Source organism: Pseudomonas sp. TH34, assembly GCF_016650865.1.
Classification (GTDB): domain Bacteria; phylum Pseudomonadota; class Gammaproteobacteria; order Pseudomonadales; family Pseudomonadaceae; genus Aquipseudomonas; species Aquipseudomonas yamanorum.
Genome location: NZ_JAEKFB010000035.1, coordinates 343778 through 367699, shown reverse-complemented (window position 1 = coordinate 367699; position 23922 = coordinate 343778). Strand labels below are relative to the sequence as shown.

Annotated in this window: 24 protein-coding genes and 2 pseudogenes; 7 read left to right on the top strand and 19 right to left on the bottom strand. The window is 60.7% G+C overall.

Going from position 1 to position 23922, the window contains the following annotated elements:
- Positions 1-33: 33 nt before the first annotated feature.
- From JFU58_RS30935 to JFU58_RS30920, 4 genes are all read left to right on the top strand, one after another.
- On the top strand, positions 34-837 hold the full coding sequence (locus tag JFU58_RS30935; RefSeq protein ID WP_201143040.1) for a transporter substrate-binding domain-containing protein: 804 nt from the start codon (positions 34-36) through the stop codon (positions 835-837).
- A gap of 219 nt (positions 838-1056) precedes the next feature.
- On the top strand, positions 1057-1854 hold the full coding sequence (locus JFU58_RS30930) for a transporter substrate-binding domain-containing protein (RefSeq protein WP_003209284.1): 798 nt from the start codon (positions 1057-1059) through the stop codon (positions 1852-1854).
- A gap of 139 nt (positions 1855-1993) precedes the next feature.
- Positions 1994-2953 (top strand): amino acid ABC transporter permease, encoded by a 960-nt coding sequence (locus JFU58_RS30925; RefSeq protein WP_093202652.1) that lies wholly within the window; start codon positions 1994-1996, stop codon positions 2951-2953.
- Positions 2946-3680, top strand: a complete 735-nt coding sequence (locus JFU58_RS30920) for an amino acid ABC transporter ATP-binding protein (RefSeq protein WP_063033481.1) — start codon at positions 2946-2948, stop codon at positions 3678-3680. The genes JFU58_RS30925 and JFU58_RS30920 overlap by 8 nt, the downstream gene beginning before the upstream one ends.
- A gap of 3 nt (positions 3681-3683) precedes the next feature.
- Here the strand turns inward: JFU58_RS30920 and JFU58_RS30915 are convergent, their stop codons facing one another.
- The 12 genes and pseudogenes from JFU58_RS30915 to ubiE all read right to left on the bottom strand — a co-directional run bounded on the left by JFU58_RS30915 (position 3684) and on the right by ubiE (position 13860).
- Positions 3684-5591 carry a methyl-accepting chemotaxis protein gene (locus JFU58_RS30915; RefSeq protein WP_201143039.1) on the bottom strand — a complete coding sequence of 636 codons (1908 nt, stop codon included), beginning with the start codon at positions 5589-5591 and terminating at the stop codon, positions 3684-3686.
- Between the two features lie 172 nt (positions 5592-5763).
- A complete protein-coding gene (locus tag JFU58_RS32745) occupies positions 5764-6477 on the bottom strand; it encodes a methyl-accepting chemotaxis protein (RefSeq protein WP_371132926.1) in 714 nt (237 codons plus the stop codon).
- Positions 6478-6621: 144 nt separating this feature from the next.
- Positions 6622-7680, bottom strand: a pseudogene (locus JFU58_RS32740) (methyl-accepting chemotaxis protein); the annotation flags it as partial.
- A 178-nt stretch (positions 7681-7858) separates the two neighbouring features.
- The gene (locus tag JFU58_RS30905) at positions 7859-8566 is read right to left on the bottom strand and encodes a 16S rRNA (uracil(1498)-N(3))-methyltransferase (protein WP_201143038.1); all 708 of its coding nucleotides are present in this window, start codon (positions 8564-8566) and stop codon (positions 7859-7861) included.
- Complete coding sequence (tatC, locus tag JFU58_RS30900; RefSeq protein ID WP_003209295.1) at positions 8563-9354, bottom strand: twin-arginine translocase subunit TatC; 792 nt, start codon at positions 9352-9354, stop codon at positions 8563-8565. Before tatC ends, JFU58_RS30905 begins: the two co-directional genes overlap by 4 nt.
- The gene (gene tatB / locus JFU58_RS30895) at positions 9351-9782 is read right to left on the bottom strand and encodes a Sec-independent protein translocase protein TatB (protein WP_201143037.1); all 432 of its coding nucleotides are present in this window, start codon (positions 9780-9782) and stop codon (positions 9351-9353) included. The genes tatC and tatB overlap by 4 nt, the downstream gene beginning before the upstream one ends.
- A gap of 10 nt (positions 9783-9792) precedes the next feature.
- Positions 9793-10071, bottom strand: coding sequence for a twin-arginine translocase TatA/TatE family subunit (locus tag JFU58_RS30890; RefSeq protein WP_017478213.1), 279 nt, complete (start codon positions 10069-10071; stop codon positions 9793-9795).
- 25 nt (positions 10072-10096) lie between these two features.
- Positions 10097-10429, bottom strand: a complete 333-nt coding sequence (locus JFU58_RS30885; RefSeq protein ID WP_017478214.1) for a phosphoribosyl-ATP diphosphatase — start codon at positions 10427-10429, stop codon at positions 10097-10099.
- A 2-nt stretch (positions 10430-10431) separates the two neighbouring features.
- Positions 10432-10824: a phosphoribosyl-AMP cyclohydrolase gene (gene hisI, locus JFU58_RS30880; RefSeq protein WP_010169173.1), complete on the bottom strand. Its 393-nt coding sequence runs from the start codon at positions 10822-10824 to the stop codon at positions 10432-10434.
- A gap of 41 nt (positions 10825-10865) precedes the next feature.
- A complete protein-coding gene (gene ubiB, locus JFU58_RS30875) occupies positions 10866-12470 on the bottom strand; it encodes a ubiquinone biosynthesis regulatory protein kinase UbiB (RefSeq protein WP_017478215.1) in 1605 nt (534 codons plus the stop codon).
- Entirely contained in the window at positions 12467-13090 is a 624-nt protein-coding gene (locus JFU58_RS30870) for a ubiquinone biosynthesis accessory factor UbiJ (protein WP_201143036.1), read from the bottom strand. Before JFU58_RS30870 ends, ubiB begins: the two co-directional genes overlap by 4 nt.
- Positions 13090-13860, bottom strand: coding sequence for a bifunctional demethylmenaquinone methyltransferase/2-methoxy-6-polyprenyl-1,4-benzoquinol methylase UbiE (gene ubiE, locus JFU58_RS30865; protein ID WP_003209306.1), 771 nt, complete (start codon positions 13858-13860; stop codon positions 13090-13092). The genes JFU58_RS30870 and ubiE overlap by 1 nt, the downstream gene beginning before the upstream one ends.
- A gap of 143 nt (positions 13861-14003) precedes the next feature.
- On the opposite strand from ubiE, the gene JFU58_RS30860 reads away from it, so the two are divergent.
- The 3 genes from JFU58_RS30860 to JFU58_RS30850 all read left to right on the top strand — a co-directional run bounded on the left by JFU58_RS30860 (position 14004) and on the right by JFU58_RS30850 (position 15833).
- Complete coding sequence (locus JFU58_RS30860) at positions 14004-14279, top strand: polyhydroxyalkanoic acid system family protein (RefSeq protein ID WP_017478217.1); 276 nt, start codon at positions 14004-14006, stop codon at positions 14277-14279.
- A gap of 105 nt (positions 14280-14384) precedes the next feature.
- On the top strand, positions 14385-14807 hold the full coding sequence (locus tag JFU58_RS30855; protein WP_017478218.1) for a phasin family protein: 423 nt from the start codon (positions 14385-14387) through the stop codon (positions 14805-14807).
- Between the two features lie 12 nt (positions 14808-14819).
- Positions 14820-15833, top strand: a complete 1014-nt coding sequence (locus JFU58_RS30850) for a phasin family protein (protein WP_093202626.1) — start codon at positions 14820-14822, stop codon at positions 15831-15833.
- A gap of 172 nt (positions 15834-16005) precedes the next feature.
- On the opposite strand, the gene JFU58_RS30845 is transcribed toward JFU58_RS30850, so the two are convergent.
- The 7 genes and pseudogenes from JFU58_RS30845 to hslV all read right to left on the bottom strand — a co-directional run bounded on the left by JFU58_RS30845 (position 16006) and on the right by hslV (position 23833).
- Entirely contained in the window at positions 16006-16626 is a 621-nt protein-coding gene (locus JFU58_RS30845; protein WP_063033474.1) for a TetR/AcrR family transcriptional regulator, read from the bottom strand.
- A 27-nt stretch (positions 16627-16653) separates the two neighbouring features.
- Positions 16654-18336, bottom strand: coding sequence for a class II poly(R)-hydroxyalkanoic acid synthase (gene phaC / locus JFU58_RS30840; protein WP_201143035.1), 1683 nt, complete (start codon positions 18334-18336; stop codon positions 16654-16656).
- Between the two features lie 101 nt (positions 18337-18437).
- Complete coding sequence (phaZ, locus tag JFU58_RS30835) at positions 18438-19283, bottom strand: poly(3-hydroxyalkanoate) depolymerase (RefSeq protein ID WP_003209316.1); 846 nt, start codon at positions 19281-19283, stop codon at positions 18438-18440.
- A 152-nt stretch (positions 19284-19435) separates the two neighbouring features.
- The gene (gene phaC / locus JFU58_RS30830; protein WP_017478231.1) at positions 19436-21115 is read right to left on the bottom strand and encodes a class II poly(R)-hydroxyalkanoic acid synthase; all 1680 of its coding nucleotides are present in this window, start codon (positions 21113-21115) and stop codon (positions 19436-19438) included.
- A 249-nt stretch (positions 21116-21364) separates the two neighbouring features.
- Positions 21365-21742 (bottom strand): gamma-butyrobetaine hydroxylase-like domain-containing protein, encoded by a 378-nt coding sequence (locus JFU58_RS30825; RefSeq protein WP_017478232.1) that lies wholly within the window; start codon positions 21740-21742, stop codon positions 21365-21367.
- 185 nt (positions 21743-21927) lie between these two features.
- A complete protein-coding gene (hslU, locus tag JFU58_RS30820) occupies positions 21928-23265 on the bottom strand; it encodes an ATP-dependent protease ATPase subunit HslU (RefSeq protein ID WP_003209321.1) in 1338 nt (445 codons plus the stop codon).
- A 38-nt stretch (positions 23266-23303) separates the two neighbouring features.
- Positions 23304-23833: pseudogene (gene hslV, locus JFU58_RS30815) on the bottom strand (ATP-dependent protease subunit HslV).
- Between the last annotated feature and the right edge of the window lie 89 nt (positions 23834-23922).

Sequence of the window (23922 nt, the reverse complement as noted above, 5' to 3'; positions counted from 1 at the left end):
GCGTGGGTGTGTTTAACGGAACAGGGGCTTTTCATGATCAAAAGGTATTTGTCGATGCTGCTGCTCGGCATCGTCACGCTTTCCCACGGTTACCTGGCGCACGCCGGCGCCATAGACGAGGCCGTTCGGCGGGGTGTGCTGAAAGTCGGCACCAATCCGGCCTATGTGCCCTTTGAGATGACCGACAAGAAAGGCCGTATCGTCGGGTTTGAAATTGATCTGTTGCGGGAGATGAGCAAGGCGCTTGGGGTCAAGCTGGAGCTGGTTTCGGTGCCGTATACCGAGCTGATTCCCGGCCTGCTGGCCAGCCGCTTCGACCTGATCGGCAGCGGCATGACCGTAACGCAGGAGCGCAACCTGACCCTCAACTTCAGCGACTCGTTCATCATCGTCGGCCAGACTGTGTTGCTGAACCCACGGTTGGCCGACAGGGTCCAGAGCATCGAAGACCTGAACGAAGCCGGTTACCGGATCGTGGCCGCTGACGGCACCACGGGCGAGGCGGCGGCGAAAAGGTTTCTCGGCACCGCGCGGCTGCGCAGTTTTCCAACCCCTGAAGAAGGCGTGCGCCAGGTGGTGGAGGGCAAGGCCGACGCCTTCGTCCACGATGCGCCCTATAACCTGATCGCCATCGCCAAACCCCAGAACAGTGCGTTGCTGGTATTGGAGCAACCTTTCACCTATGAGCCTTTGGCGTTCGGCGTGAAAAAAGGCGATTACGACAGCCTCAACTGGATCAATCACTTCCTCAATCAGGTGGCCCAGGACGGCACCTACGATCGGCTGCATGACAAGTGGTTCAAGGACTCGGACTGGATGGCAGAGGTGGACTGGTAGTCATAACTGCTTACACATCAAGCAATTGGCCGATCTGTGGGCTGAAGTGTCTAGCCGTACCGTTCTCTGCGCGGTTGTGAGGCTTTTCTGTCATCCCTTGGCAACAAATTCCGGCGAAACCTTTGTACCGGGCGGTGAGTGAGTTAGGATCGCACCCCGAAATGGTGCAGCCCTTTTGCGCGCCGATCTCACAATAAAATGAGTTCAGGGGACTTGATGATGAAAAAGTATCTTTCGATGCTGCTGCTAGGCGTCACCGCACTGGTGGCGGTCAATGCGGCCCACGCCGGCGCCATCGATGATGCGGTCAAGCGCGGCACGCTGAAAGTAGGCATGGACCCGACCTACATGCCGTTCCAGATGACCAACAAGCGCGGTGAAATCATCGGCTTTGAAGTCGACATCCTCAAGGCCATGGCCAAGTCCATGGGCGTGAAGTTCGAGCCGATTTCCACTGGCTACGACGGCATCATCCCGGCCCTGCTGACCGACAAGTTCGACATGATCGGCAGCGGCATGACCCTGACCCAGGAACGCAACCTGCGCCTGAACTTCAGCGAACCGTTCATCGTGGTCGGCCAGACCCTGCTGATCCGCAAGGAGCTGGAAGGCACCATCAAGTCCTACAAAGACCTGAACGACGAGAAATACCGCCTGACCTCCAAGCTCGGCACCACCGGCGAGATGGTCGCCAAGAAGCTGATCTCCAAAGCCAAGTACCACGGCTATGACAACGAGCAGGAAGCTGTGCTCGACGTGGTCAATGGCAAGGCTGACGCCTTCGTCTATGACGCCCCTTACAACGTAGTGGCCGTGAACAAGGTCGGCGCCGGCAAGCTGGTGTTCCTCGACCAGCCGTTCACCTTTGAACCCCTGGCGTTTGGCCTGAAGAAGGGCGACTACGACAGCATCAACTTCATCAACAACTTCCTGCACCAGATCCGCAACGACGGCACCTACGATCGCATCCATGACAAGTGGTTCAAGAGCTCCGAGTGGCTCAAGGACATGGAATAACGCGATACCGCGTCGACTTCATCGCAGGCAAGCCAGCTCCCACATTGATCAATGTCAGTCCTGACAATGCGTTCAAATGTGGGAGCCGGGCTTGCCCGCGATGAGGGCCTGCCAGGCGATACACATCCCGGAACCTGAAATGAAACAGAAAAAAGCCCAATGGCCCTGGCACCTGCTGACGGTGCTGGTGCTGGTCGGCCTGGCCGGCGCGCTGTATTACGCCACCTCGCTGATGTCCTACGAATGGCGCTGGAACCGCGTGCCGCAGTACTTCGTGTACCAGGCCGAAGAGTCCCAGCGGGCGTCGGACATTTCCACCGTCAGCGAGCTGGTGCGCAAGGGCGATGTGGCTGAAGTCACCCTGCGTAATGGCGAGGGCAACGAACAGCACCTGACCGTGGCGGAGAACAGCCTGCAAGTGGCCAAGGACGATGACGTGGCCGAGGGCGATGTGATCGGTGTCACCCGGCATTGGGCTGCAGGCCCTCTGCTGTGGGGCTTGTGGACCACGCTGTGGTTGTCGGTGGTGTCTGGGGTGCTGGGGCTGTTGATTGGCCTGGCGACCGGATTGTGTCGCCTGTCGAACAACCCGACTTTGCGCGATCTGTCGACGATCTACGTCGAACTGGTGCGCGGCACGCCGCTGTTGGTGCAGATCTTCATTTTCTATTTCTTTATCGGCACGGTACTCAACCTGTCCCGGGAGTTCGCAGGGATCGCCGCGCTGTCGCTGTTTACCGGCGCCTATGTGGCGGAAATCATCCGCGCCGGCGTGCAGTCGATTGCCCGTGGCCAGAATGAAGCGGCACGTTCCCTGGGGCTCAGTGCTGGCCAATCGATGCGCCATGTAGTGTTGCCGCAAGCCTTCAAGCGCGTGCTGCCACCCCTGGCCGGGCAATTTATCAGCCTGGTGAAGGACACGTCCCTGGTGTCGGTGATTGCGATTACCGAACTGCTCAAAAGCGGCCGCGAGGTCATCACCACCTCGTTCTCGCCGTTTGAAATCCTGTTCTGCGTCGCAGGCCTGTACCTGCTGATCAACCTGCCGCTGTCGAAAATCGCCAGCCGGCTTGAGCGGAGGCTCGCGCAAAGTGATTGAAGTCCGCGATCTGGTAAAAGTCTTCGACACCCGTGGCCACGTCGTGCGCGCGGTGGACAACGTGACCACCCAAGTGGCCAAGGGTGAAGTACTGGTGGTGATCGGCCCGTCCGGTTCGGGCAAGTCGACGTTCCTGCGTTGCCTTAACGGCCTGGAGGAATTCGATTCCGGTTCGGTAAGCATCGACGGCCTGCAACTGGCAGACCCGAAGACCGACGTGAACGCCTACCGCCGCGAAGTCGGCATGGTGTTCCAGCACTTCAACCTGTTCCCTCACATGACCGTGCTGGAAAACCTCTGCCTGGCGCAAAAAGTCGTGCGCAAGCGCGGCAAAAAGGAGCGCGAGGCCAAGGCCCTGGCCCTTCTGGAAAAAGTCGGCATTGCTCAGAAAGCCCACGAGTTCCCGTCGCGACTTTCTGGCGGCCAGCAGCAACGCGTGGCGATTGCCCGCGCGCTGGCGATGGAGCCCAAGGTGATGCTGTTTGACGAGCCCACCTCGGCGCTGGACCCGGAAATGGTCGGCGAAGTGCTGGACGTGATGAAGACCCTGGCCCTGGAAGGCATGACCATGGTCTGCGTCACCCATGAAATGGGCTTCGCCCGGGAAGTGGCCGATCGAGTGCTGTTTTTCGATCACGGCAAATTGCTGGAGGACGCCGCCCCGGCGCAATTCTTTGATGCGCCGAAGGACCCCCGGGCTCAAGCCTTTCTGCGTCAGGTTCTCTGAACGCTAGACCTTGAACTTGCCCACCCACACCTGCAAATCCGCCCCCAGGCGCGCCAGTTCGACACTGGCCGCCGCAGTCTCCTGGCTCGCGGCCCAGGTCTGTTCCGATACATCCTTGACCTTCAACACGCTGCGGTTGATCTCCTCGGCGACCGCCGTTTGCTCCTCGGCGGCAGCGGCAATTTGCGGGTTCATCTCCTGAATCACTGACACGGTACGGGTGATACCCGCCAGGGCTTCTCCTGCGCGCCGGGTCAGTTGCACGCTGTTGTCGGTGAGGCTGCGACTGTTGTCCATGATGTCCGCGACCTGCTGCGTACCCCGGTGCAGGCCGCTGATCAGCTCCTCGATTTCCTCGGCCGACTGTTGGGTGCGTTGCGCCAGGCTGCGCACTTCATCGGCGACCACGGCAAAGCCTCTGCCAGCCTCGCCGGCGCGGGCCGCTTCGATCGCGGCGTTGAGGGCCAGCAAATTGGTCTGCTCCGACACCGACTTGATCACCTCCAGCACGCTGCCGATCTTCCGGCTTTCCTGTTGCAAGCCTTGCATGGCCTGGCTTGAACGCGCCATCTCCTGAGCCAGGTGCTCGATGTGGGTGATCGCCTCAGCCACCACCTGATCGCCCTGGCCCGCCTGCTGATCGGCCTCGGTAGCGGCAAGCGAAGCTTGCTCGGCATGGCGCGCAACTTCCTGGGAGGTGGCGAGCATCTCATTCATGGCGGTGGCCACCTGTTCGGTTTCCTGTTTCTGGCCGTCGACCCCGGCGCGGGTCTGTTCGGTGACGGCAGACAGTTGTTCGGCGGCACTCGCGATCTGTTGGGCGCTGTGGCCGATGCCGCTGATCAAGCCCCGCAGGTTGAGGGTCATTAGCCCGATGCTGCGCTGCAACTGCCCCAGTTCGTCCTGGCGCGAGGTCTGGATGTCGTGGCTCAGGTCACCTTCGGCAATCCGGTTGGCCACATGCAGGGCCTGGCGCAGCGGCGCGACGATCTGGACGGCGATCAACCAGGCGGCCACGACGCCGAGCAACAACGCCGCCGCGGTGACGTTGAGCAGCAGGGTGCGGGCGAGGCTGGCTTCCTTGTCACGCTTGGCGGTCTGGTCCTGGCTTAGCAGGTCGCTTTCCGTGAGCAACTGATCCAGCCACTGCTCAAGCTGGTTCTGGGTGGTTTCGGTGCTGAGTTGGGCATCCTTGAGGCGTGTCAGATGAGTCCGAAAGTCGAGCAGGGCGTTTTTCAGGGCGCTGGCATCAACCGGTAGCGCGCCTACCGCCGCCTGGGCGCCATCCAGGGCCAGTAGCGCTTCACTCACGCCGTTGGTATAGGCGTCCAATGACGCAGCGGCCCACGCGGGGCTTTGGGCGCGATCTTCGGCTTGTTCCATGGCTTGGCGCAATTGTTCAACGGCGTCGAGGGCCTTTTCATCGTCTTGATTGGGCAGGTTGCTGGACAGTTCTGAGAGGCTGTCGCTGCTCTGGATTGAACTGCGCTTGAGCTGTTCACGGGCGTTTTCACGTTGCTTGATCAGCCCCTCCAGGCCGCCTAATGCGGTCTTGAAGCTGGTGACAAAGCGACGGCTCTCCTGCAGTTGTTGTTGGTTGACCGGGTCGTTAAATCGTGGGGAAAGATCCACCAGGAACTGGTCGATCTTGTCCATGTGCAGCTCTATTTTGGACAGGCTCGCGGGATCGTTAAGGGTGCGATAGACGATGCGATCAGCGCGCAACTCTTCGCCGACGATGGCCAATTGCGAGAGGGTGGTGAGTTTTTGTGAGCGCTCGAGGGATGCGCTCAAGGCTTGCCAGCCGGTAGACGCAATGATCAAGCTGAGGCTGAGCACCAGGCCAAAGCCCAGGGCAAGTTTGAGGCTGATGCTGATGTTTCCAAGCAGGCGGGTCAGTGGACGAAACATGGTGAACCTCCAACGAATCAAAAGGAGCGTCTCAAGCGTCCGGCCGACAACGGTCAGGGGAGTTGAAACGCTACTTTTATTCGGCGCCAGGTGTGTGATCCACGACCTGAAAAACGCGTAGGAAATTTCACATATTGTCGGAGCGGCGGCCCTGATGGCCGCCGCAAGCGGGTCAGACCTTGAAGCGACCTACCAGGCTTTGCAGGTAAACCCCCAGGCGCGCCAGTTCGGCACTGGAAGCCGCGGTTTCTTCGCTGGCCGCCGAGGTTTGTTCGGAAACGTCCCGCACGTTGAGCACGCTGCGGTTGATCTCTTCGGCCACGGCGCTTTGCTGCTCGGCGGCGGTGGCGATCTGCTGGTTCATCGCCTGGATCGCCGAGACGGTACGGGTGATGTTCTCCAAGGCGTTACCGGCCCGGCGGGTCAGCTCGACGCTGCTGTCAGTCAGGCCGCGACTGTTGTCCATGATGGTTGCCACCTGCTGGGTGCCGCTTTGCAGGCCGACGATCAACTCTTCGATCTCCTCGGTGGACTTCTGCGTCCGTTGGGCCAGGCTGCGCACTTCATCGGCAACCACCGCAAAACCGCGCCCGGCTTCACCGGCGCGCGCCGCTTCAATCGCAGCGTTGAGGGCCAGCAGGTTGGTTTGCTGGGCTACCGACTTAATGACGTCCAGCACACTGCCAATCTTGTCGCTTTCGCGCTTGAGATGGCCCATGGCTTCGGTGGAGTTGCCCACCTCGCTGGCCAGGCGCTCGATCTGGGCGATGGCCTCACCGACCACTTTGTCACCCTCACGGGCCTGCTGGTCGGCGGCTACGGCGGCCTCGGAAGCCTCCTCGGCGTTACGTGCGACTTCTTGTACGGTAGCGGCCATTTCGTTCATGGCGGTGGCGACCTGGTCGGTCTCGACCTTCTGGCTGTTGACCCCGGCACTGGTCTGCTCGGTGACGGCCGACAGTTGCTCGGCGGCGCTGGCAATCTGGGTGACGCCGTCGCTGATACCGCCGATCAGCTCCCGCAGGCCTACGGTCATGCTCTGCATGGAGCGTTGCAGTTGGCCCAGCTCATCGCGGCGTTCGGAGATCAAGTTGTGGCTGAGGTCGCCCGCCGCTACGCGTTCGGCCACTTTGAGGGTCTGACTCAGGGGAATGACGATCTGGCGGGTGATGGCCCAGGCGGCGAGGATGCCGAAGGCCAGCGCGAGGGCGGTGGCCAACAGCAGCAGGTTCTTGGCGTGGGCGGTGTCGGTATCGCGCACCACGGTTTGCGAGGTGGTGAGCTTGTCGCTGTGGTCGAGCAGGATGTCGCCTTGCTCGGCCATGATTTTCATCGCGGCGGCCGTGGCTACCTGGGAGTCGCGGTACTGGCTGACGGCGGCGCGGTAGGCCTGCAGCGAGACACTGGCCTCTTGCAGGTTGGCCCGATATTGCTCAGGCAATTGGTCGTTGAGGTCGGTGATTTTTTTCAGGGCATTGTCGATGGCATCCAGGGCCGGCTGTTCGGCTTCGACCTTGCCGCTGTAGGTGTAGCCGCGCACCTGGAAGCGCGCTTGCTGGATCAGTTTGCTCAGGTCGACCACGCTGTTGAACAGGGTGACGCTGTCGCCTTGCAGCAGGGATTTTTCCACTTCGTTGATTTTTGCCACGGCGTTGTCGGCGGTATCGCCGAGTTTGCTGCGGGCGCCTTCACGCTTGAGGCCGGCCTGCACCATGGCGCCGAAGGCTTTTTTGTATTGGCCCAAGGCGTCCTGTTGTTGTTCCACGACGAGCTTGTCGGCGGGTTGTTCGATCAGCTCTGCGGCGGTTTTCAGGCCATTGTCCAGTTGCGTGATGAGGTCGTTGACCGCCCCCGTGCCTTGTTCGCCACGGCGCATTTCGAAGTCCAGGCGCGCCAGGCGCAGGTCCTTGGTCAGCCCGTTGAGGCTGGAAATATAGCCCAGCTTGTCGCCACGGCTGATCACGCCGCTGAGGCCGGTCCAGCCGGTGAAGGTGATCAATAGGGTCAGGACCAATACCAGGCCGAAGCCTATGCTCAGCTTGCGGTTGACGCTGACATTCCCCAGTTTCTCGGCTAACCAACGATACATGCTGCGAACTCCCCTGGAACAAGGCTTGGACTTATTCAGAGCGTATCGGCAGATTCGGATGTTTCTGTAGGAGCGAGCTTGCTCGCGAAGGTCGTCAACGATAACGCGGGCATTCTGAGTGAGCGCGGTGTCCTTGAGTTTTTCGCGAGCAAGCTCGCTCCTACAGGAGAGGGCGGTGTTAGAAAAGGCGGGCGAGCAATGCGGTGACGGCGGTTTCGACCCTCAGGATCCGAGCCCCCAGCTGCACCGTCTGCAATCCGGCCTTGGTCAGCAGATCCACCTCGTAGGGAATCCAGCCGCCTTCCGGACCGATGGCCAGGGTGACCGGCTCATCCAGCCCGCGAGGGCAGGGCGGATAGTCGCCAGGGTGACCAATCAGGCCAAGGGTGCCTTGCGCCATGGCGGGCAGGCGGTCTTCGACGAATGGCTTGAAGCGCTTTTCGATCACGATCTCGGGCAGCACCGTGTCCCGGGCCTGTTCCAAGCCGAGGATCAATTGCTCGCGAATCGCCTCCGGCTCCAGGAACGGCGTTTGCCAGAAGCTCTTTTCCACCCGGTAGCTGTTGACCAGTATCACCCGCGGCACGCCCATGGACGCGACGGTTTGCAGCACCCGGCGGAGCATTTTCGGACGGGGCAGGGCCAGCAGCAGGGTCAGGGGCAGTTTGGCCGGGGGCGGCTGGTCGAAGGTGACTTCCAGTTCGGCTTCCCGGGCTTCCAGGCGCAGCAACTGCGCATTGCCCATCAACCCGCCAATGCGCCCGACCCGCAGGCTGTCGCCTACGGCGGCACGGTGGACTTCCTGCATATGCACCAGGCGCCGATCACGCAGCACCACCCGGTCGGCCGCGATAAAGTCGGCCTCCTCAAGCAGCAGCAGGTTCACGGCTGGGTCGCTGGCGGCTGGTCGTCGTCGGCGGGTTGGTCATCCGGGTGATCACCACGCTTGCTCACCAGGCTGCCGAACAGAATGCCGATCTCGAACAGCATCCACATGGGTACGGCCAGCAGGGTCTGGGAGAAGATGTCCGGCGGGGTCAGGATCATGCCGACCACGAAGCAGCCGATGATCACGTACGGGCGGATCTTCTTCAGGTATTTGACGTCGACTACGCCGATCCACACCAGCAGCACCACGGCCACCGGGATTTCGAAGGCCACGCCAAAGGCGAAGAACAGCGTCATCACGAAGTCGAGGTAACTGGTGATGTCGGTCATCATCTCCACACCGGCCGGTGTAGCGGCGGCGAAGAACTTGAAGATCAGCGGGAACACCAGGAAGTAGGCGAAGGCCATCCCGGTGTAGAACAGCAGAATGCTCGACACCAGCAGCGGCACGGCGATGCGTTTTTCATGCTTGTACAGGCCCGGCGCGATAAAGCCCCAGATCTGATGCAGGATCACCGGGATCGCCAGGAACAGCGAGACCATCATCGTCAGCTTCAACGGCGTGAGGAACGGCGACGACACATCGGTGGCGATCATCGTCGCGCCGGCCGGCAAGTAATTGCGCAGCGGCGTGGAGACGAAGGTGTAGATCTGCTGGGTGAAGGCAAACAACCCGGCAAAGATGATGAAGATCGCCGCGACACAGCGCAGCAGGCGGGTACGCAACTCGGTGAGGTGCGAGACCAGTGGCATGTGCTGGTCGGTTTCCGGTTTATCAGCGCTCATGGGGCTCGCGGCGGCAATGTAGGGTCGTGGGGCGCGGGCGACACGGCAGGCGTCGGCGCGGGTTCGGTCGGGGTTGCTGGCGCGGCGGCATGCACGGGTTCAGCGACCGGTGCAGGTGCAGGTGCAGCGGGCGGTGCAATCGAGTGCTCGGCCACAGGCTCAACCGGCTTGGGGGTTTCCTGCACAGGCGAGAGAATCTTCCGTGCCTCCTGCTCCAACGACAGAATGTGCTCGTTGTGCAGTTGCCGGCGAATCTCGTCGGCGCCTATTTCCCGTTCAACTTCCTGTTTGATGGCGTTGAAACTGCGTTTCAGGCGCCCGATCCACAGGCCGGCTGTGCGCGCGGCACCGGGCAGGCGTTCCGGCCCCAGTACCAGCAGGGCCACGAGGCCGACGAGCAGCAGTTCAGAGAAGCTGATACCAAACATTATTCAGTACTCACGAGTCTTTTTGGTTCTGCTCTTTGACGTGCTCGGCCTGCACGTCGAAGGTGCGACGTTCAGTGATCGGCTGAGTGGCCTGCGGGTGCACAGGCTGAGCCGGTGGCACCGGGTTGACGACCGGGTCGGCAGGTTTCTCGTCGTCGTTCATGGCCTTGCGAAAGCCCTTGATCGATTCACCGACGTCGGTGCCGAGGTTTTTCAGCTTCTTGGTGCCGAATACCAGGACAACCACTACCAGAATGACGATCCAGTGTTTCCAGTCAAAAATGCCCATGCTGCAATTCCTCTGTAAAAGTTGGTCAGGCGGACGGGCGCGAGGCCTTTTCGGCATGCCCGGACAAGCCGAAGCGACGGTCCAGTTCATCAAGCACTGCCTGTGGATGCTGCCCCAGTTGGGCGAGCATGACCAGGCTGTGGAACCACAAGTCGGCAGTTTCGTAGATCACGTCGCTGCAGTCGCCGCTGATTTGCGCGTCCTTGGCAGCAATAATCGTCTCGACGGATTCTTCGCCGAGTTTCTCCAGAATCTTGTTCAGACCCTTGTGGTACAGGCTGGCGACATAAGAGCTGTCGGCGGCCGCGCCCTTGCGGTCTTCCAGCACCTGGGCCAGGCGGTTCAGGGTATCGGTCATGTTCAGTGTCCTGCCGAGTAAATAGCGTGCGGGTCTTTGAGCACGGGCTCGACGGTCTTCCACTCGCCGTTCTCGAACACGCGGTAGAAGCAGCTGTGACGGCCGGTATGACAGGCGATATCGCCGATCTGTTCGACCTTGAGGATCACCACATCGGCATCGCAGTCGATGCGCATCTCATGCAGGGTTTGCACGTGCCCGGACTCTTCGCCCTTGCGCCACAGTTTGCCACGGGAACGTGACCAGTAGATGGCGCGGTTCTCGGCGGCGGTCAGGCTCAGGGCCTCGCGGTTCATCCAGGCCATCATCAGCACGCGCCCGGTCTTGTAGTCCTGGGCAATGGCCGGCACCAGGCCGTCACTGTCCCACTTGATCTCGTCCAGCCAGTCTTTCATTTTCGGCTCCGGCAATTTGCGACAGTGTATAACCGGATTGGCTATCGACGCACGATCAGATACACGCCCACGGCGACCATGATGCCAGCCGGCCAGTGGCCCAGTTCGTTCAGCGGCCCGCCGGCGGCCAGTATCGTACCGCCCACCAGGTGCGCGGCGCCCAACAGGCGCAGGAACCAGTCGTCTTTACGCTTGTGCCACGGCGGTGCCGGGTCCTGGGCGTGGGGCTGGGACATGCGCTCCAGCAGGTCGCGCGTCATGTTGGCCAGGTGCGGCAGTTGCTCGACCTGGCTTTGCAGGTTGCCCAGCAGGGTTTTCGGGCTGACGCGGTCACGCATCCAGCGCTCGAGGAACGGCTGGGCGGTGTTCCACAGGTCCAGGTCCGGGTACAGCTGGCGGCCCAGGCCTTCGATGTTCAGCAGGGTCTTTTGCAGCAGTACCAGCTGCGGCTGCACTTCCATATTGAAGCGCCGCGCGGTCTGGAACAGGCGCATCAGCACCTGGCCGAAGGAAATATCTTTTAACGGTTTTTCGAAGATCGGCTCGCACACGGTGCGGATCGCCGCTTCGAATTCGTTGAGTTTGGTTTCAGCCGGTACCCAGCCCGAATCGATGTGCAATTGCGCCACGCGACGGTAGTCACGCTTGAAGAAGGCAAACAGGTTGCGCGCCAGGTAGTCCTGGTCTTCCGGGGTCAGGCTGCCGACGATGCCGCAGTCGATCGCAATGTACTGCGGGCTCCACGGGTTCACGGTGCTGACGAAGATGTTGCCGGGGTGCATGTCGGCGTGGAAGAAGCTGTCGCGGAACACCTGGGTGAAGAAAATCTCCACGCCGCGCTCGGCAAGCATTTTCATGTCGGTGCGCTGGTCGGCCAGGGTCGCGAGGTCGGTGACCTGCACGCCGTAGATGCGCTCCATCACCAGCACTTTCGGGCGGCACCAGTCCCAATAGACTTGCGGCACGTACAGCAGCTGCGAGCCTTCGAAGTTGCGCTTGAGCTGGCTGGCGTTGGCGGCTTCGCGCAGCAGGTCGAGTTCGTCGTAGATGGTTTTCTCGTAATCCAGCACCACGTCCACCGGGTGCAGCAGGCGCGCATCGGCAGAGAAGCGCTCGGCGGCGCGGGCGAGGATGAACAGCCACGCCAGGTCCTGGCCGATGATCGGCTTAAGGCCCGGGCGGATCACCTTCACCACCACTTCTTCGCCGCTTTTCAGTTGCGCGGCATGCACCTGGGCCACCGAGGCTGAAGCCAATGGCGCGATATCGAAGCGGCTGAAGACTTCGCTGATCTTCTTGCCCAGTTGCTCTTCAATCAGCGTGACTGCCAGTTGCGAGTCGAACGGCGGCACGCGGTCCTGCAACAGCATCAGCTCGTCGGCGATATCTTCGGGCAACAGGTCGCGGCGGGTGGAGAGGATCTGTCCGAATTTGATGAAGATCGGCCCCAGGTCCTGCAACGCCAGGCGCAGGCGCGCGCCACGGCTCAGCTCGAGGGTTTTGCGCGGGAACCAGCGCCACGGCAGGACATAGCGCACTGCCAGCAGGAACCACGGCAGCGGCAGGGCGAACAGCAGGTCATCGAGGCGGTAGCGGATTACGACGCGCTGGATACGAAACAAACGGCGGACGGCGAGCAGCTTCATGCGTTATCGCTTGAATCAAGGGAGCGGCTCAGGCGCTCGAAGCGCGCCTCAAGTCGTTCCAGGTCGAGTTTGGCCTGGTCGAGTTCACGAAAGCGCGCTTCCGCTTCCCGTTGTCCGACCAGGGTGCGCGATTCTTCGCTCAGGTATTCGGCGAGGTTCTGGTTCAGGCTGGCGAAACCCTGCTGGTACCAGCGCGTGCGGCTGCGCAGGTGACCGCTGATCAATTGGGTGGCCACCGGGCCGAGCCAGCGTGACAGCTCGTACTCCCAGTCCAGTTCCAGGTCTTGCAGCACGGCGGCCAGGTCCATCAGCACCGCGCTGTCGCCTTCAAGTTCCACGTCCGGGCCGTGGAGGATCGCTGCCTTGTCCCGGCTCAGGGCCAGGCGCAGCAGGCTTGAGCCGGAAGCGCGCAGAGTGCAGTCGGCATCGGCGGCCCAGTGGGACGCCAGCAACAGGCCTTCATCGCTGGGCAGGATAAACAGCTGCAAGGCGGGGCTGGTGCAGTCGACGGCGATGATCTTGCCGTTCAGGTGCGCCAGCCGTGCCAGGGCGGTGCTGTCCAGGCGCAGTACACGGTTGAGGCCGTGTTCAACGCTGGCGAGAAGGCCTGCGAACAGCATCAGGGCTTGATGCCGCGGTGCAGGGCGACGATGCCCGAGGTCATGTTGTGGTAGGTCACGCGGTCGAAACCGGCTTCTACCATCATCGACTTCAGGGTTTCCTGGTTCGGGTGCATGCGGATCGATTCGGCCAGGTAGCGGTAGCTTTCGGCGTCATTGGTGATCAGCTTGCCCATCAACGGCATGAAGGCGAACGAGTAGGTGTCGTAGACCTTGGACATCAGCGCGTTGGTCGGCTTGGAGAACTCCAGCACCAGCAGGCGACCGCCGGGCTTGAGCACGCGCAACATGGAGCGCAGCGCGTCTTCCTTGTGGGTCACGTTACGCAGGCCGAAGGCGATGGTGACGCAGTCGAAATGGTTGTCCGGAAACGGCAGCTTTTCAGCGTCGGCCTGGACGAATTCGATATTGCCCGCCACGCCTTTATCCAACAGGCGGTCGCGGCCGACCTTGAGCATCGAGCCGTTGATGTCGGCCAGTACCACTTGGCCGGTTGGGCCCACCAGCTTGGAGAACTTGGCCGCCAGGTCGCCTGTGCCACCGGCGATATCCAGCACGCGGTTGCCGGTGCGTACGCCCGACAACTCGATGGTGAAGCGCTTCCACAGGCGGTGCATGCCGCCGGACAGTACGTCGTTCATCAAGTCGTACTTGGCGGCTACCGAGTGGAACACCTCGGCGACTTTTTCCGCTTTCTGGCTTTCCGGGACGTTCTTGAAGCCGAAGTGAGTGGTGGGTTCGGCATCGCTGCCTTTGCGCTGATCAGTCATATCGCTGTCACCAAAAGAGAATGGGGGCATTCTAATCCCCAAGGCATGCTTTGTCTTGGCAAGGCTGAAGGTAAGATAGGTGGTCACCGAGACCTTTTGCCGCATGGCGGGTCGACAAGTCTCTATAACGAGGAGTCATTCAAATGGCCCGTATACAGGTTGAACGTGCTCACACACTGGGCAAAGACGCTGCCCGAGAAAAAGCCGACAAGTTGGCGAGCAAACTCAAGGATCAATATGGCCTGGAGTCTTCGTGGGCCGGCGACACACTGAATCTCAAACGTTCGGGCGTTAAAGGCACCGTGAAAGTGGCTGAAGATTCCCTGCGGATCGAAGTCGAACTGGGCCTGTTGATGTCCGCCATGAGTGGCACCATCAAGTCCGAAATCGAGAAGGCGCTGGATAAAGCCCTGGCCTGATTTTTGTCCTTCTTAGGGTGCCGATTCTAATTTTTCTGCCTACTTTGTGCCCAAGCCCTCAACTTCTGTGGGCAGTTCCTCCCCCCTTTATGCGTGAGGTGCACCATGGCCAAAGTTATTTTGAAGAAAAAAATTGCTACCGGAACTAACGCCCTGACTGACGTTAAATCCTATGCCCGCAAGATCTGGTTGGCCGGTTTGGGGGCTTATGCCAAGGTTGGAAGCGAGGGCGCCGAGTACTTCAAAGAGCTCGTTAAGACTGGTCAACATGTTGAAAGTAAAGGCAAAAAAGTTGTGATTGAACAACTTGATGCTGCCAACAGTCAGATTGATCAAGTCAAGAGCGAAGTCTTCGGCGTCAAAGGTCGAGTCGAAGTGCAACTGGATAAAGTTGAACGTGCTTTTGATAGTCGTGTTGGAAGTGCCTTGAATCGGATCGGCATTCCGTCTAAACATGACGTGGAGACACTCTCTGCTAAGCTCGATGAGCTGACGGCATTGCTCGAACGTGTCGCGCGTAAACACTAAGGAGACAACGGGATGGCTGGTAAAAAGACTACTGATAAAGAAGGCAGCTCGTGGATCGGGGAAGTTGAAAAATACTCCCGCAAGATCTGGCTGGCCGGTTTAGGCGTGTACTCGAAGGTGAGCAGTGACGGCGGTAAATACTTCGAGACTTTGGTTAAAGACGGCGAGAAGGCCGAGAAGTTGACCAAGAGCACAGTGGGTAAACAAGTCGATGCGGCAAAGGCTTCCGCCGGTTCTGCCAAATCACGTATCAGCGATAAGTGGGGCGAACTGGAAGGGGCTTTTGACAAGCGCCTGAACAGTGCCATTTCGCGACTCGGCGTACCTAGCCGTACTGAAGTGAAAGCGCTGCACAGCAAGGTCGATACCTTGACCAAGCAAATCGAAAAACTCACCGGCCTTAAAGCTGCGCCAGTTGCGGCTAAAACCGCTGCGGCTAAACCGGCTGCCAAGCCGGCTGCGAAAACTGCAGCGGCCAAGCCTGCTGCAAAGTCCGCCGCTAAACCGCTGGTCAAGGCCGCCGCCAAACCAGCAGCCAAGCCAGCCGCCAAGGCGTCGGCCAAAGCGGCTGCAAAACCGGCTGCCAAGCCTGCGGCTAAAACCGCAGCGGCTAAACCGGCCGCCAAGCCTGCCGCTAAACCAGTGGCCGCTAAAGCAGCCGCAAAACCTGCAGCCAAGCCGGCAGCCAAAGCAGCAGCCAAGCCAGCGGCTAAAACCGCTGCCGCTAAACCTGCTGCAGCGAAGTCTGCTGCCAAACCAGCCGCTGCGAAACCAGCAGCCAAGCCGGTTGCAGCCAAACCCGCCGCCAAACCTGCGGCTGCAAAACCTGTAGCGGCCAAGCCGGCTGCCAAACCGGCCGCGGCGAAGAAGCCGGCCGTAGCCAAAAAGCCAGCAGCGCCAAAGCCAGCGGTAGCGGCCAAGCCTGCAACCCCTGCGCCAGCGACCAACTCGGTGACCCCACCGACCCACGCTGCTGCTACCCCGACTGCAACGCCGGCAACCCCGACGCCTACCAGTCAGTCCTGATTTTTACGGGACGCCTAAAAACGCCCGGCCTGCAAAGGTCGGGCGTTTTTTATGGAATCTACAGAACGACAAAAATCCAATGTGGGAGCGGGCTTGCTCGCGAAAGCGAAGTGTCAGTCAACACATGTGTGACTGAACCACCGCTTTCGCGAGCAAGTCCGCTCCCATATTTTTAGTCCGCGTCGTCCAGGTACCTGAGCGCCAACCTCTCTGTCGCCAGCCTCGCCGGCATCAAAAGATGCGGCGCCACCAGCATCATGATCTGGTACACCACCACCCGCACCTCACCCTCACGGTCGAGAATCCGTTGGTAGTCCAGGGAAAACAGCAGGGTCATGGTGATCTGTTCCACTAACTGCCCCAGCGCCTGGGTGTCACTGACCAATTGCCCATCCGTCTTGAGTCGGGCCAGCAACGAGGCCAGCGTGCGCTTGAGCGCCGTCAGCAGGTTGCGAATGCCCTTGGCCAGTTTCGGCAAACGCCCCGCCAAGTTTGACAAGTCCTGGAACAGGAACCGGTAGTGGGCCATACGCTCCACGATCAGGTGCAGGAATAGCCAGTAATCCTCGGCCGCCAGTTGGGCGTCGTCAGGAGGGTCGAGCAACGGCGCCAATTCGGCCTGGAAGCGCTCGAACAGCCCGAGCACCAGTGGCTCCTTGCCATGGAAGTGGTAATAGAGATTGCCGGGACTGATCCCCATTTCATTCGCCACCTCCATGGTCGACACGTTCGGCTCGCCCTTGTGGTTGAACAACTGCAAGGCACATTCAAGGATACGGTCGCGGGTCTTCATCCAGTCTTCTTAAGGTCTTCGTTGGGCTCAGCGGACCCGCACATAAGTGCCCGGCGCCGCTTCCATCGGTGGGTAATTCTGGTTGCCCAGGGCGGTCAGGGTTTCGCGCTGCACACCGGAGCGCTGCTGGATCCACGTCAACCAATTGGGCCACCAACTGCCCTCGACATGATCGGCGTCGTAGTACCACGCGCGCGGGTCGCTGCTCAGCTTGAGGTTCTCGACGTAGTTGGCCTTGGGATTGCTTGGCGGGTTGAGGATGCTCTGGATATGCCCGCTATTGGACAGAATGAAGCGCTTGTCGCCGCCCAGCAGTTGGGTGGAGCGGTACACCGCGTCCCACGGCGTGATGTGGTCGTTGATCCCGCCCACGCTGAAGCTGTCCACCGTGACCTTCTGCAAGTCGATGGGTGTGCCGCAGACTTCCAGGCCACCGGGATGGCTGAGCGGGTTGTGCTTGAAGAAGTCCAGCAAGTCGCCATGCAGCGCGGCGGGCAGGCGGGTGTTGTCGTTGTTCCAGTACAGGATGTCGAAGGCCGGTGGTTCCTTGCCCAGCAGGTAGTTGTTGATCCAGTAATTCCAGATCAGGTCGTTGGGACGCATCCAGGCGAACACCTTGGCCATGTCGCGTCCATCGAGCACACCTTGTTGATAGGAGCGGCGCTTGGCGGCTTCCAGAGTTTGTTCGTCGGCGAACAGGGTGGCGGGGCTGTCGATCTGGCTGTCCAGCAGGCTCACCAGATAACTGGCACTGGAGATGCGACGCAGTTGGCGCTTGGCCTGCAGGTGGCCTTGCAGCGCAGCGATGGTCAGGCCACCGGCGCAGGCGCCCATCAGGTTGACCTCGCGGGCGCCGGTGATTGCGCGGGTCACGTTCACTGCTTCTTCCAGAGCAGCGACGTAGGTGGACAAGCCCCATTCGCGGTGGCGTACATCCGGGTTGCGCCAGCTGACCATAAACACCTGCAGGCCATTTTTCAGGGCGAACTGGACGAAGCTGTTGTTCGGGCTCAAGTCGAAAATGTAGTACTTGTTGATTTGCGGCGGCACGATCAGCAGCGGCTTGGCGTACTGTTTTTCACTCATGGGCTTGTACTGGATCAGCTCCAGCAGTTCGTTGCGAAACACCACCGAGCCCGGCGTGGTAGCCACCGTCTTGCCGACTTCAAAGGCCTGCTTGGTGACCTGCCTCGGCAAGCCATTGTTGTGCAGCAGGTCGTCGAACAGGTTGCTGACGCCACGCACCACGCTGTTGCCGCCGGAATTGAGCAGTTCCTTGATGGCCAGTGGGTTGAGCAGGCTGTTTGAAGGCGACACCGCATCGTTGAGCAGGGAAAAGGCAAAGTGCGCCCGTGCCCGGTCGTCGGCGCTCAGGTTACTGTCGTCGATCCAGTGACGGGTCTGCTTCTGCCAGCTCAAATAGGCTTGCAGGCTGCGCCGATAAAACGGGTTGAGCTGCCAGGTAGGGTCGGCGAAACGGCTGTCGGCCGGGTTCGGCTCGTGCACCGTTTCCCCGAGCAGCACACGGCCCAATTGCCCGCCCAACTTCAGGGCGTGGCGGGCGGTATGCACCGGGTTGCGCAGGCCGTGTGCGGCGACGCTGCGCAGGGTCGAGAGCAAATCCCGGCCGCGCAGGCCGGTGATCGCGCTTTGTGCATTGATGAACGCGGCGGGTGTGGGCACCGGGTTCGATACGGGTCTTTCTCGCATGCGCCAACACTCCTTCGTCAAGCCATCAACAAGCACGCCAATTCAGAACCATAGTTGGTTCTGGCCAAGTTGCGCGGCGCGGTCGTCCTGACCGCCGCCGTCTAAAGCGCAGGTTGCGGGTGAATCACTGCCCTCAGGCGTTCCTCCTGGAGAAATTTCATGATGATCGGCGCCACGGCCTCGGCCCGGGTAATCAGGAATAGATGACCGTCGTCGATAATGTGCAGTTGAGCGTTGGGTATGCGCCAGGCCAGCATGCGCATGTTGATCAGCGGGATCAGCGGGTCGTCATCGCCGGCCAGCACCAGGGTTGGTTGCTTGATCTTGTGCAGCCAGTGGATGCTGGTCCAGCCAAGCCCGGCGAACAGTTGCCAGTAGTAGCCCAACTTGCCCGCCGAACGCACTTTGCTGGCGTGTTCGGCGGCCAGCTTGGAGTCCCGACGGAAGGAGCCGCCGTAGATCATCGGGGCAATGCGCACCACATGGGACGGTTGGATATAACGCCGCGGACTGGCCATCAACCACAAGACTTTCGGTTTGCCCGGCACCATAAAGGCGCCGGCGGCGGTGGCGGCGAGGATCAGTTTTTTGCAGCGCTCCGGATAGTCATAGGCGAACTGCTGCGCCAGCGCGCCGCCCCAGGAAACGCCTACCGCGTTGACCTGGCCATAGTCCAGGTAATCGAGCATGCGCGCGGTGAGTTTGGCCAGGCCGGGAAAGCGATAAGGCCGGCTGGGGGTCGACGAACCGCCGACGCCTGGCACATCAAAGGCAATCACTTCCAGGTCCGGGTCCAAGGCCTGGACGAACGGAAACACCAGCTCAAGGTTGGCGCCGATGCCGTTGAAAATCAGCAGCGGCGTCAAGTGAGGCTTGCCCGGGCGTACCGCCGTGCGGATGGCTTGGCCATCCAGGTCGATGGTACGGAAGATGAACGGTTGCGGCATGGGCTTACCCTGCAAAATGGCGCTATTTCCCTGCGGGAACACGGTTAATGTGGGAGCTGGCTTGCCTGCGATGCAGACGCTGCGGTGTATCAGGCATACCGAGTTGATGCCATCGCAGGCAAGCCAGCTCCCACATTTGATCCCATTCCAGCCTACCTTTCGTGAACGTATGTGCCCGGCGCCGCTTCAGCCGCTGCGTACGCTTTATTACCCAGCGCCGTCGGCGCCTTCTTCAACTTGCCCGACCGCTCCGCCTGCCACGCCTGCCAATGCAGCCACCACGAATCGGTGTGCTTGGTAGCGTTCTCCTGCCAGTCGAGTGCCTTGCCCGGCATCGTGTCGCTGGTCTGGTAGCGCGACTTGGGGTTGCCCGGCGGGTTCAGGATGCTCTGGATATGCCCGCTGCTGGACAGCACAAACTCGACCTTGCCGCCAAACAGCTGTGCTGACTTGTAGCAGGACTGCCACGGTGTGATGTGGTCGTTGGTGCCGGCCAACGAATAGATATCGGCGGTGACCTGCTTCAGGTCGATCGGCGTGCCGCACACTTCGAGGGCATTGGCGCGCACCAATGGGTTGTTCTTGAACAGCTCGATCAGGTCGCCGTGGAACGCGGCCGGCAAGCGGGTGGTGTCGTTGTTCCAGAACAGGATGTCGAATACCGGCGGCTCGTTGCCCAGCAGGTAGTTGTTGACCCAGTAATTCCAGATCAGGTCATTGGGGCGCATCCAGGCAAATACTTTGGCCATGTCGCGGCCTTCGAGCACACCGGCCTGGTAGGAGTGGCGCTTGGCTGCTTCCAGGGTCTGCTCGTCGACGAACAGCGCCACCTGGGTGTCCAGGGTGGTGTCCAGCACGCTCACCAGCAGGGTCAGGGCGTTGACCTTCTTCTCGCCCAGCGCCGCGTAGTGGCCCAGCAGGGCGGTGCAGGTGATGCCGCCGGAGCAGGCGCCAAGCATGTTGATGTCTTTGCTGCCAGTGATCGCACTCACCACATCGACCGCTTCTTTCAGCGCCTCGATATAGGTCGACAAGCCCCACTCGCGCTGGGCCTTGGTCGGGTTGCGCCAGCTGACGATAAACGTCTGCTGGTTATTGCGCAGGCAGAAGCGCGCCAGGCTCTTGTCCGGGCTCAGGTCGAATACATAGAACTTGTTGATCTGCGGCGGCACCACCAGCAGCGGGCGTTCGTGCACCTGCTCGGTGATCGGCCGGTACTGGATCAGCTCCAGCACATCGTTGCGAAACACCACGGCGCCTTCGGTGGTGCCCAGGCTCTTGCCCACTTCAAAGGCGCCCATGTTGACCTGGCTTGGCATGCCGCCGTTGTGCACCATGTCTTTGGCCAGGTGGGACAGGCCGTCCAGCAGGCTCTTGCCGCCGGTTTCGAAGAAGCGTTTGACTGCCGCCGGGTTGGCCGCGCTGTTGGTGGGCGCCATGGCTTCGGTCATCAGGTTGATGACGAAGTGGCCGCGGCTGATGTCGTGCTCCGACAGGTTGCTGTCACCGATCCAGTCGTGCAGCTCCTTGCGCCACGCCAGGTAGGTTTGCAGGTAACGTTTGTAGAGCGGGTTCTGGGTCCACGCCGGGTCGTTGAAGCGGCGGTCGTCGGCCTCGGGTGTCAGCTGTGATTTGCCGAACACCACGTTCTTCAATTCGACGCCAAAATGGGCGACGTGCTTGACGCTGTGCAACGGTTGTTTGATGGCCTGGGTCAGCACCATCCGAGCGGATGCCAGTAAATCCTTTTTCCGTAACGCGATGATCGGGTTCAGCCCCAGGGTGTTTTCCGAGGCTTGGCGTTTCAAGTCATCGTTGTTCTTGTTACTCATCTACGACGCTCCATTGTCCGACAGACGAGTACCGGGTACCGCTGTGTACCACTACTTGCCACACAGCACAGCCTGGTACTACTGCTCGGGTGACCGTTAATACCGCATCGTCAAATGCAGGGAACTTGCCAGTTCCATTGGTTACCCGAGTTTAATTTTTTTCGCAAGCGGGCCAATCGTTGGCCACGACAGAGGGGCATTCAAGCAGATGGAATTAGAAAATGCCCACTAATGAGCAAGAGGCCTGAGCTAGAGCATCAGCCGTACGACCGACTGGCTCGGGTCGCGGGTTTTTCCGGCGGCTTTCAGTTCGGCAAGATAGTCAGCCCACAGCGCGTCCTGACGCACGGCAAGTTGATAGAGGTAGTCCCAGGTGAACAATCCGCTGTCATGACCGTCGTCGAAGGTCAATTTCAGTGCGTATTGGCCGGCGGGTTCGATCTTGGTCAAACCGACATTGAGCTTGCCGAATTGCAGGATCGGTTTGCCGTGGCCCTGGACCTCGGCGGAGGGGGAGTGCACGCGAAGGAATTCGGCGGGCAGTTGATACACCTCGTCAGGACCGTAGGTAAGGCCCAGGGTCTTGGAGGCTTTATGCAGGTTGATGGCGGTAGGCAGTTTGGTCATTTGGGGAACCGCTCAGAGATGATCCTGAAGGAACCGGCATCGTGCAGGAGCCTGGTCTCTGTGGGAGCCGGGCTTGCCCGCGATGGCAGCGCCTCGGTGTATCAGTTGCACCGAGGTGAGGCTATCGCAGGCAAGCCAGCTCCCACACAAGCCAGGCTGCTATGCAGGCCGGTTCTATATGTGGCTTACAGGATATAACGAGACAGATCTTCGTTCTGCGCCAATTCGCCCAAGTGGCTGTTGACGTAGTCGGCGTCGATCTTGATCGCCACGCCATTCTGCGCGCCCGCCATGTCGCCAGCACTGAAGGACACTTCCTCCAGCAGGCGTTCAAGCAAGGTGTGCAAACGACGGGCACCGATGTTCTCGGTCTTCTCGTTGACCTGCCAGGCGATCTCGGCCAAACGCTTGATACCGTCCGGCAGGAACTCAATGCCCAAGCCTTCGGTTTTCAGCAGTTCGCGGTATTGCTCGGTCAGCGACGCATGGGGCTCACTGAGGATGCGTTCGAAGTCGCCTGGCGTCAGTGCTTTCAGCTCAACGCGAATTGGCAGACGGCCTTGCAGCTCCGGCACCAGATCGCTCGGCTTGCTCAGGTGGAACGCACCGGACGCGATAAACAGGATGTGGTCGGTCTTGACCATGCCCAGCTTGGTGTTGACGGTGCAGCCTTCGATCAGCGGCAGCAGGTCGCGCTGCACGCCTTCGCGGGATACGTCGACGCCGCCGGAGTTACCGCGCTTGGCCACCTTGTCGATCTCGTCGATAAACACGATGCCGTGCTGCTCGACCGCTTCCAGGGCCTTGGCCTTGAGCTCTTCCTCATTCACCAGGCGCCCGGCTTCTTCGTCGCGCACCAGTTTCAGCGCTTCCTTCACCTTGAGCTTGCGGCTTTTCTTCTTGCCCTTGCCCATGTTGGCGAACAGGTTCTGCAACTGGCTGGTCATTTCTTCCATGCCAGGCGGTGCGGAGATATCGACGCCGGACACTTCGGCGACTTCAATCTCGATTTCCTTGTCGTCCAACTGACCTTCACGCAGGCGCTTGCGGAACAGCTGGCGGGTATTGGAATCCGAGCTTGGCGCGGCGTCTTCGTTGAAGCCCATGCGTGCCGGTGGCAGCAAGGCGTCGAGGATGCGTTCTTCGGCGGCGTCTTCGGCGCGATGGCTGACCTTGGTCATTTCCTGTTCGCGCAGCAGCTTCAGGGCAGCGTCGGCCAGGTCCCGAATGATCGACTCGACGTCACGGCCCACATAGCCCACTTCGGTGAACTTGGTGGCTTCGACCTTGATGAACGGAGCATTGGCCAGTTTGGCCAGGCGCCGGGCGATCTCGGTTTTACCGACACCGGTCGGGCCGATCATCAGGATGTTCTTGGGGGTTACTTCAACGCGCAATTCTTCGGGCAGTTGCATCCGGCGCCAGCGGTTACGCAGGGCGATGGCAACGGCGCGCTTGGCATCGTCCTGGCCGATGATATGGCGATTGAGTTCATGGACGATTTCGCGGGGAGTCATGGACATAGTAATTGGCGGTCCTCAAGCGGGAATAAGCCTGCGGCTTACTCGGCGAGGTCCTGCTCCTCAATGGTCAGGTTGTGGTTGGTGAAGACACAGATGTCGCCAGCGATACCGAGGGCAGTCTCGACGATTTCCCGGGCCGACAGGTCGGTTTTCTTCAGCAGGGCGCTGGCAGCGGCCTGGGCGTAACCGCCGCCGGAACCCATGGCGATCAGGCCTTCTTCGGGTTCAACCACGTCGCCGTTGCCGGTGATGATCAGGGAGGCGTCTTTGTTGGCGACGGCCAGCATGGCTTCGAGGCGGCTGAGGGAGCGGTCGGTGCGCCATTCTTTGGCGAGTTCGACGGCGGCACGGACCAGGTGGCCCTGGTGCTTCTCAAGTTGGCCTTCAAAGCGCTCGAACAGGGTAAAGGCGTCAGCGGTGGCGCCGGCGAAACCGGCGAGGACCTGGCCGTGGTACAGGCGACGGACTTTTTCGCGTTGCCTTTCATCACGGTATTGCCAAGTGAAACCTGGCCGTCGCCGCCCATGACGACTTTGCCGTGGCGGCGAACTGAAACGATGGTGGTCAAGGGGAGAGTCTCCACGCTGCGGGGCGAAAATGCCCTGATGGAACTCATATGGGGGTGGCGGGGGGATTTCAACTGTAGGACGAGAGGGC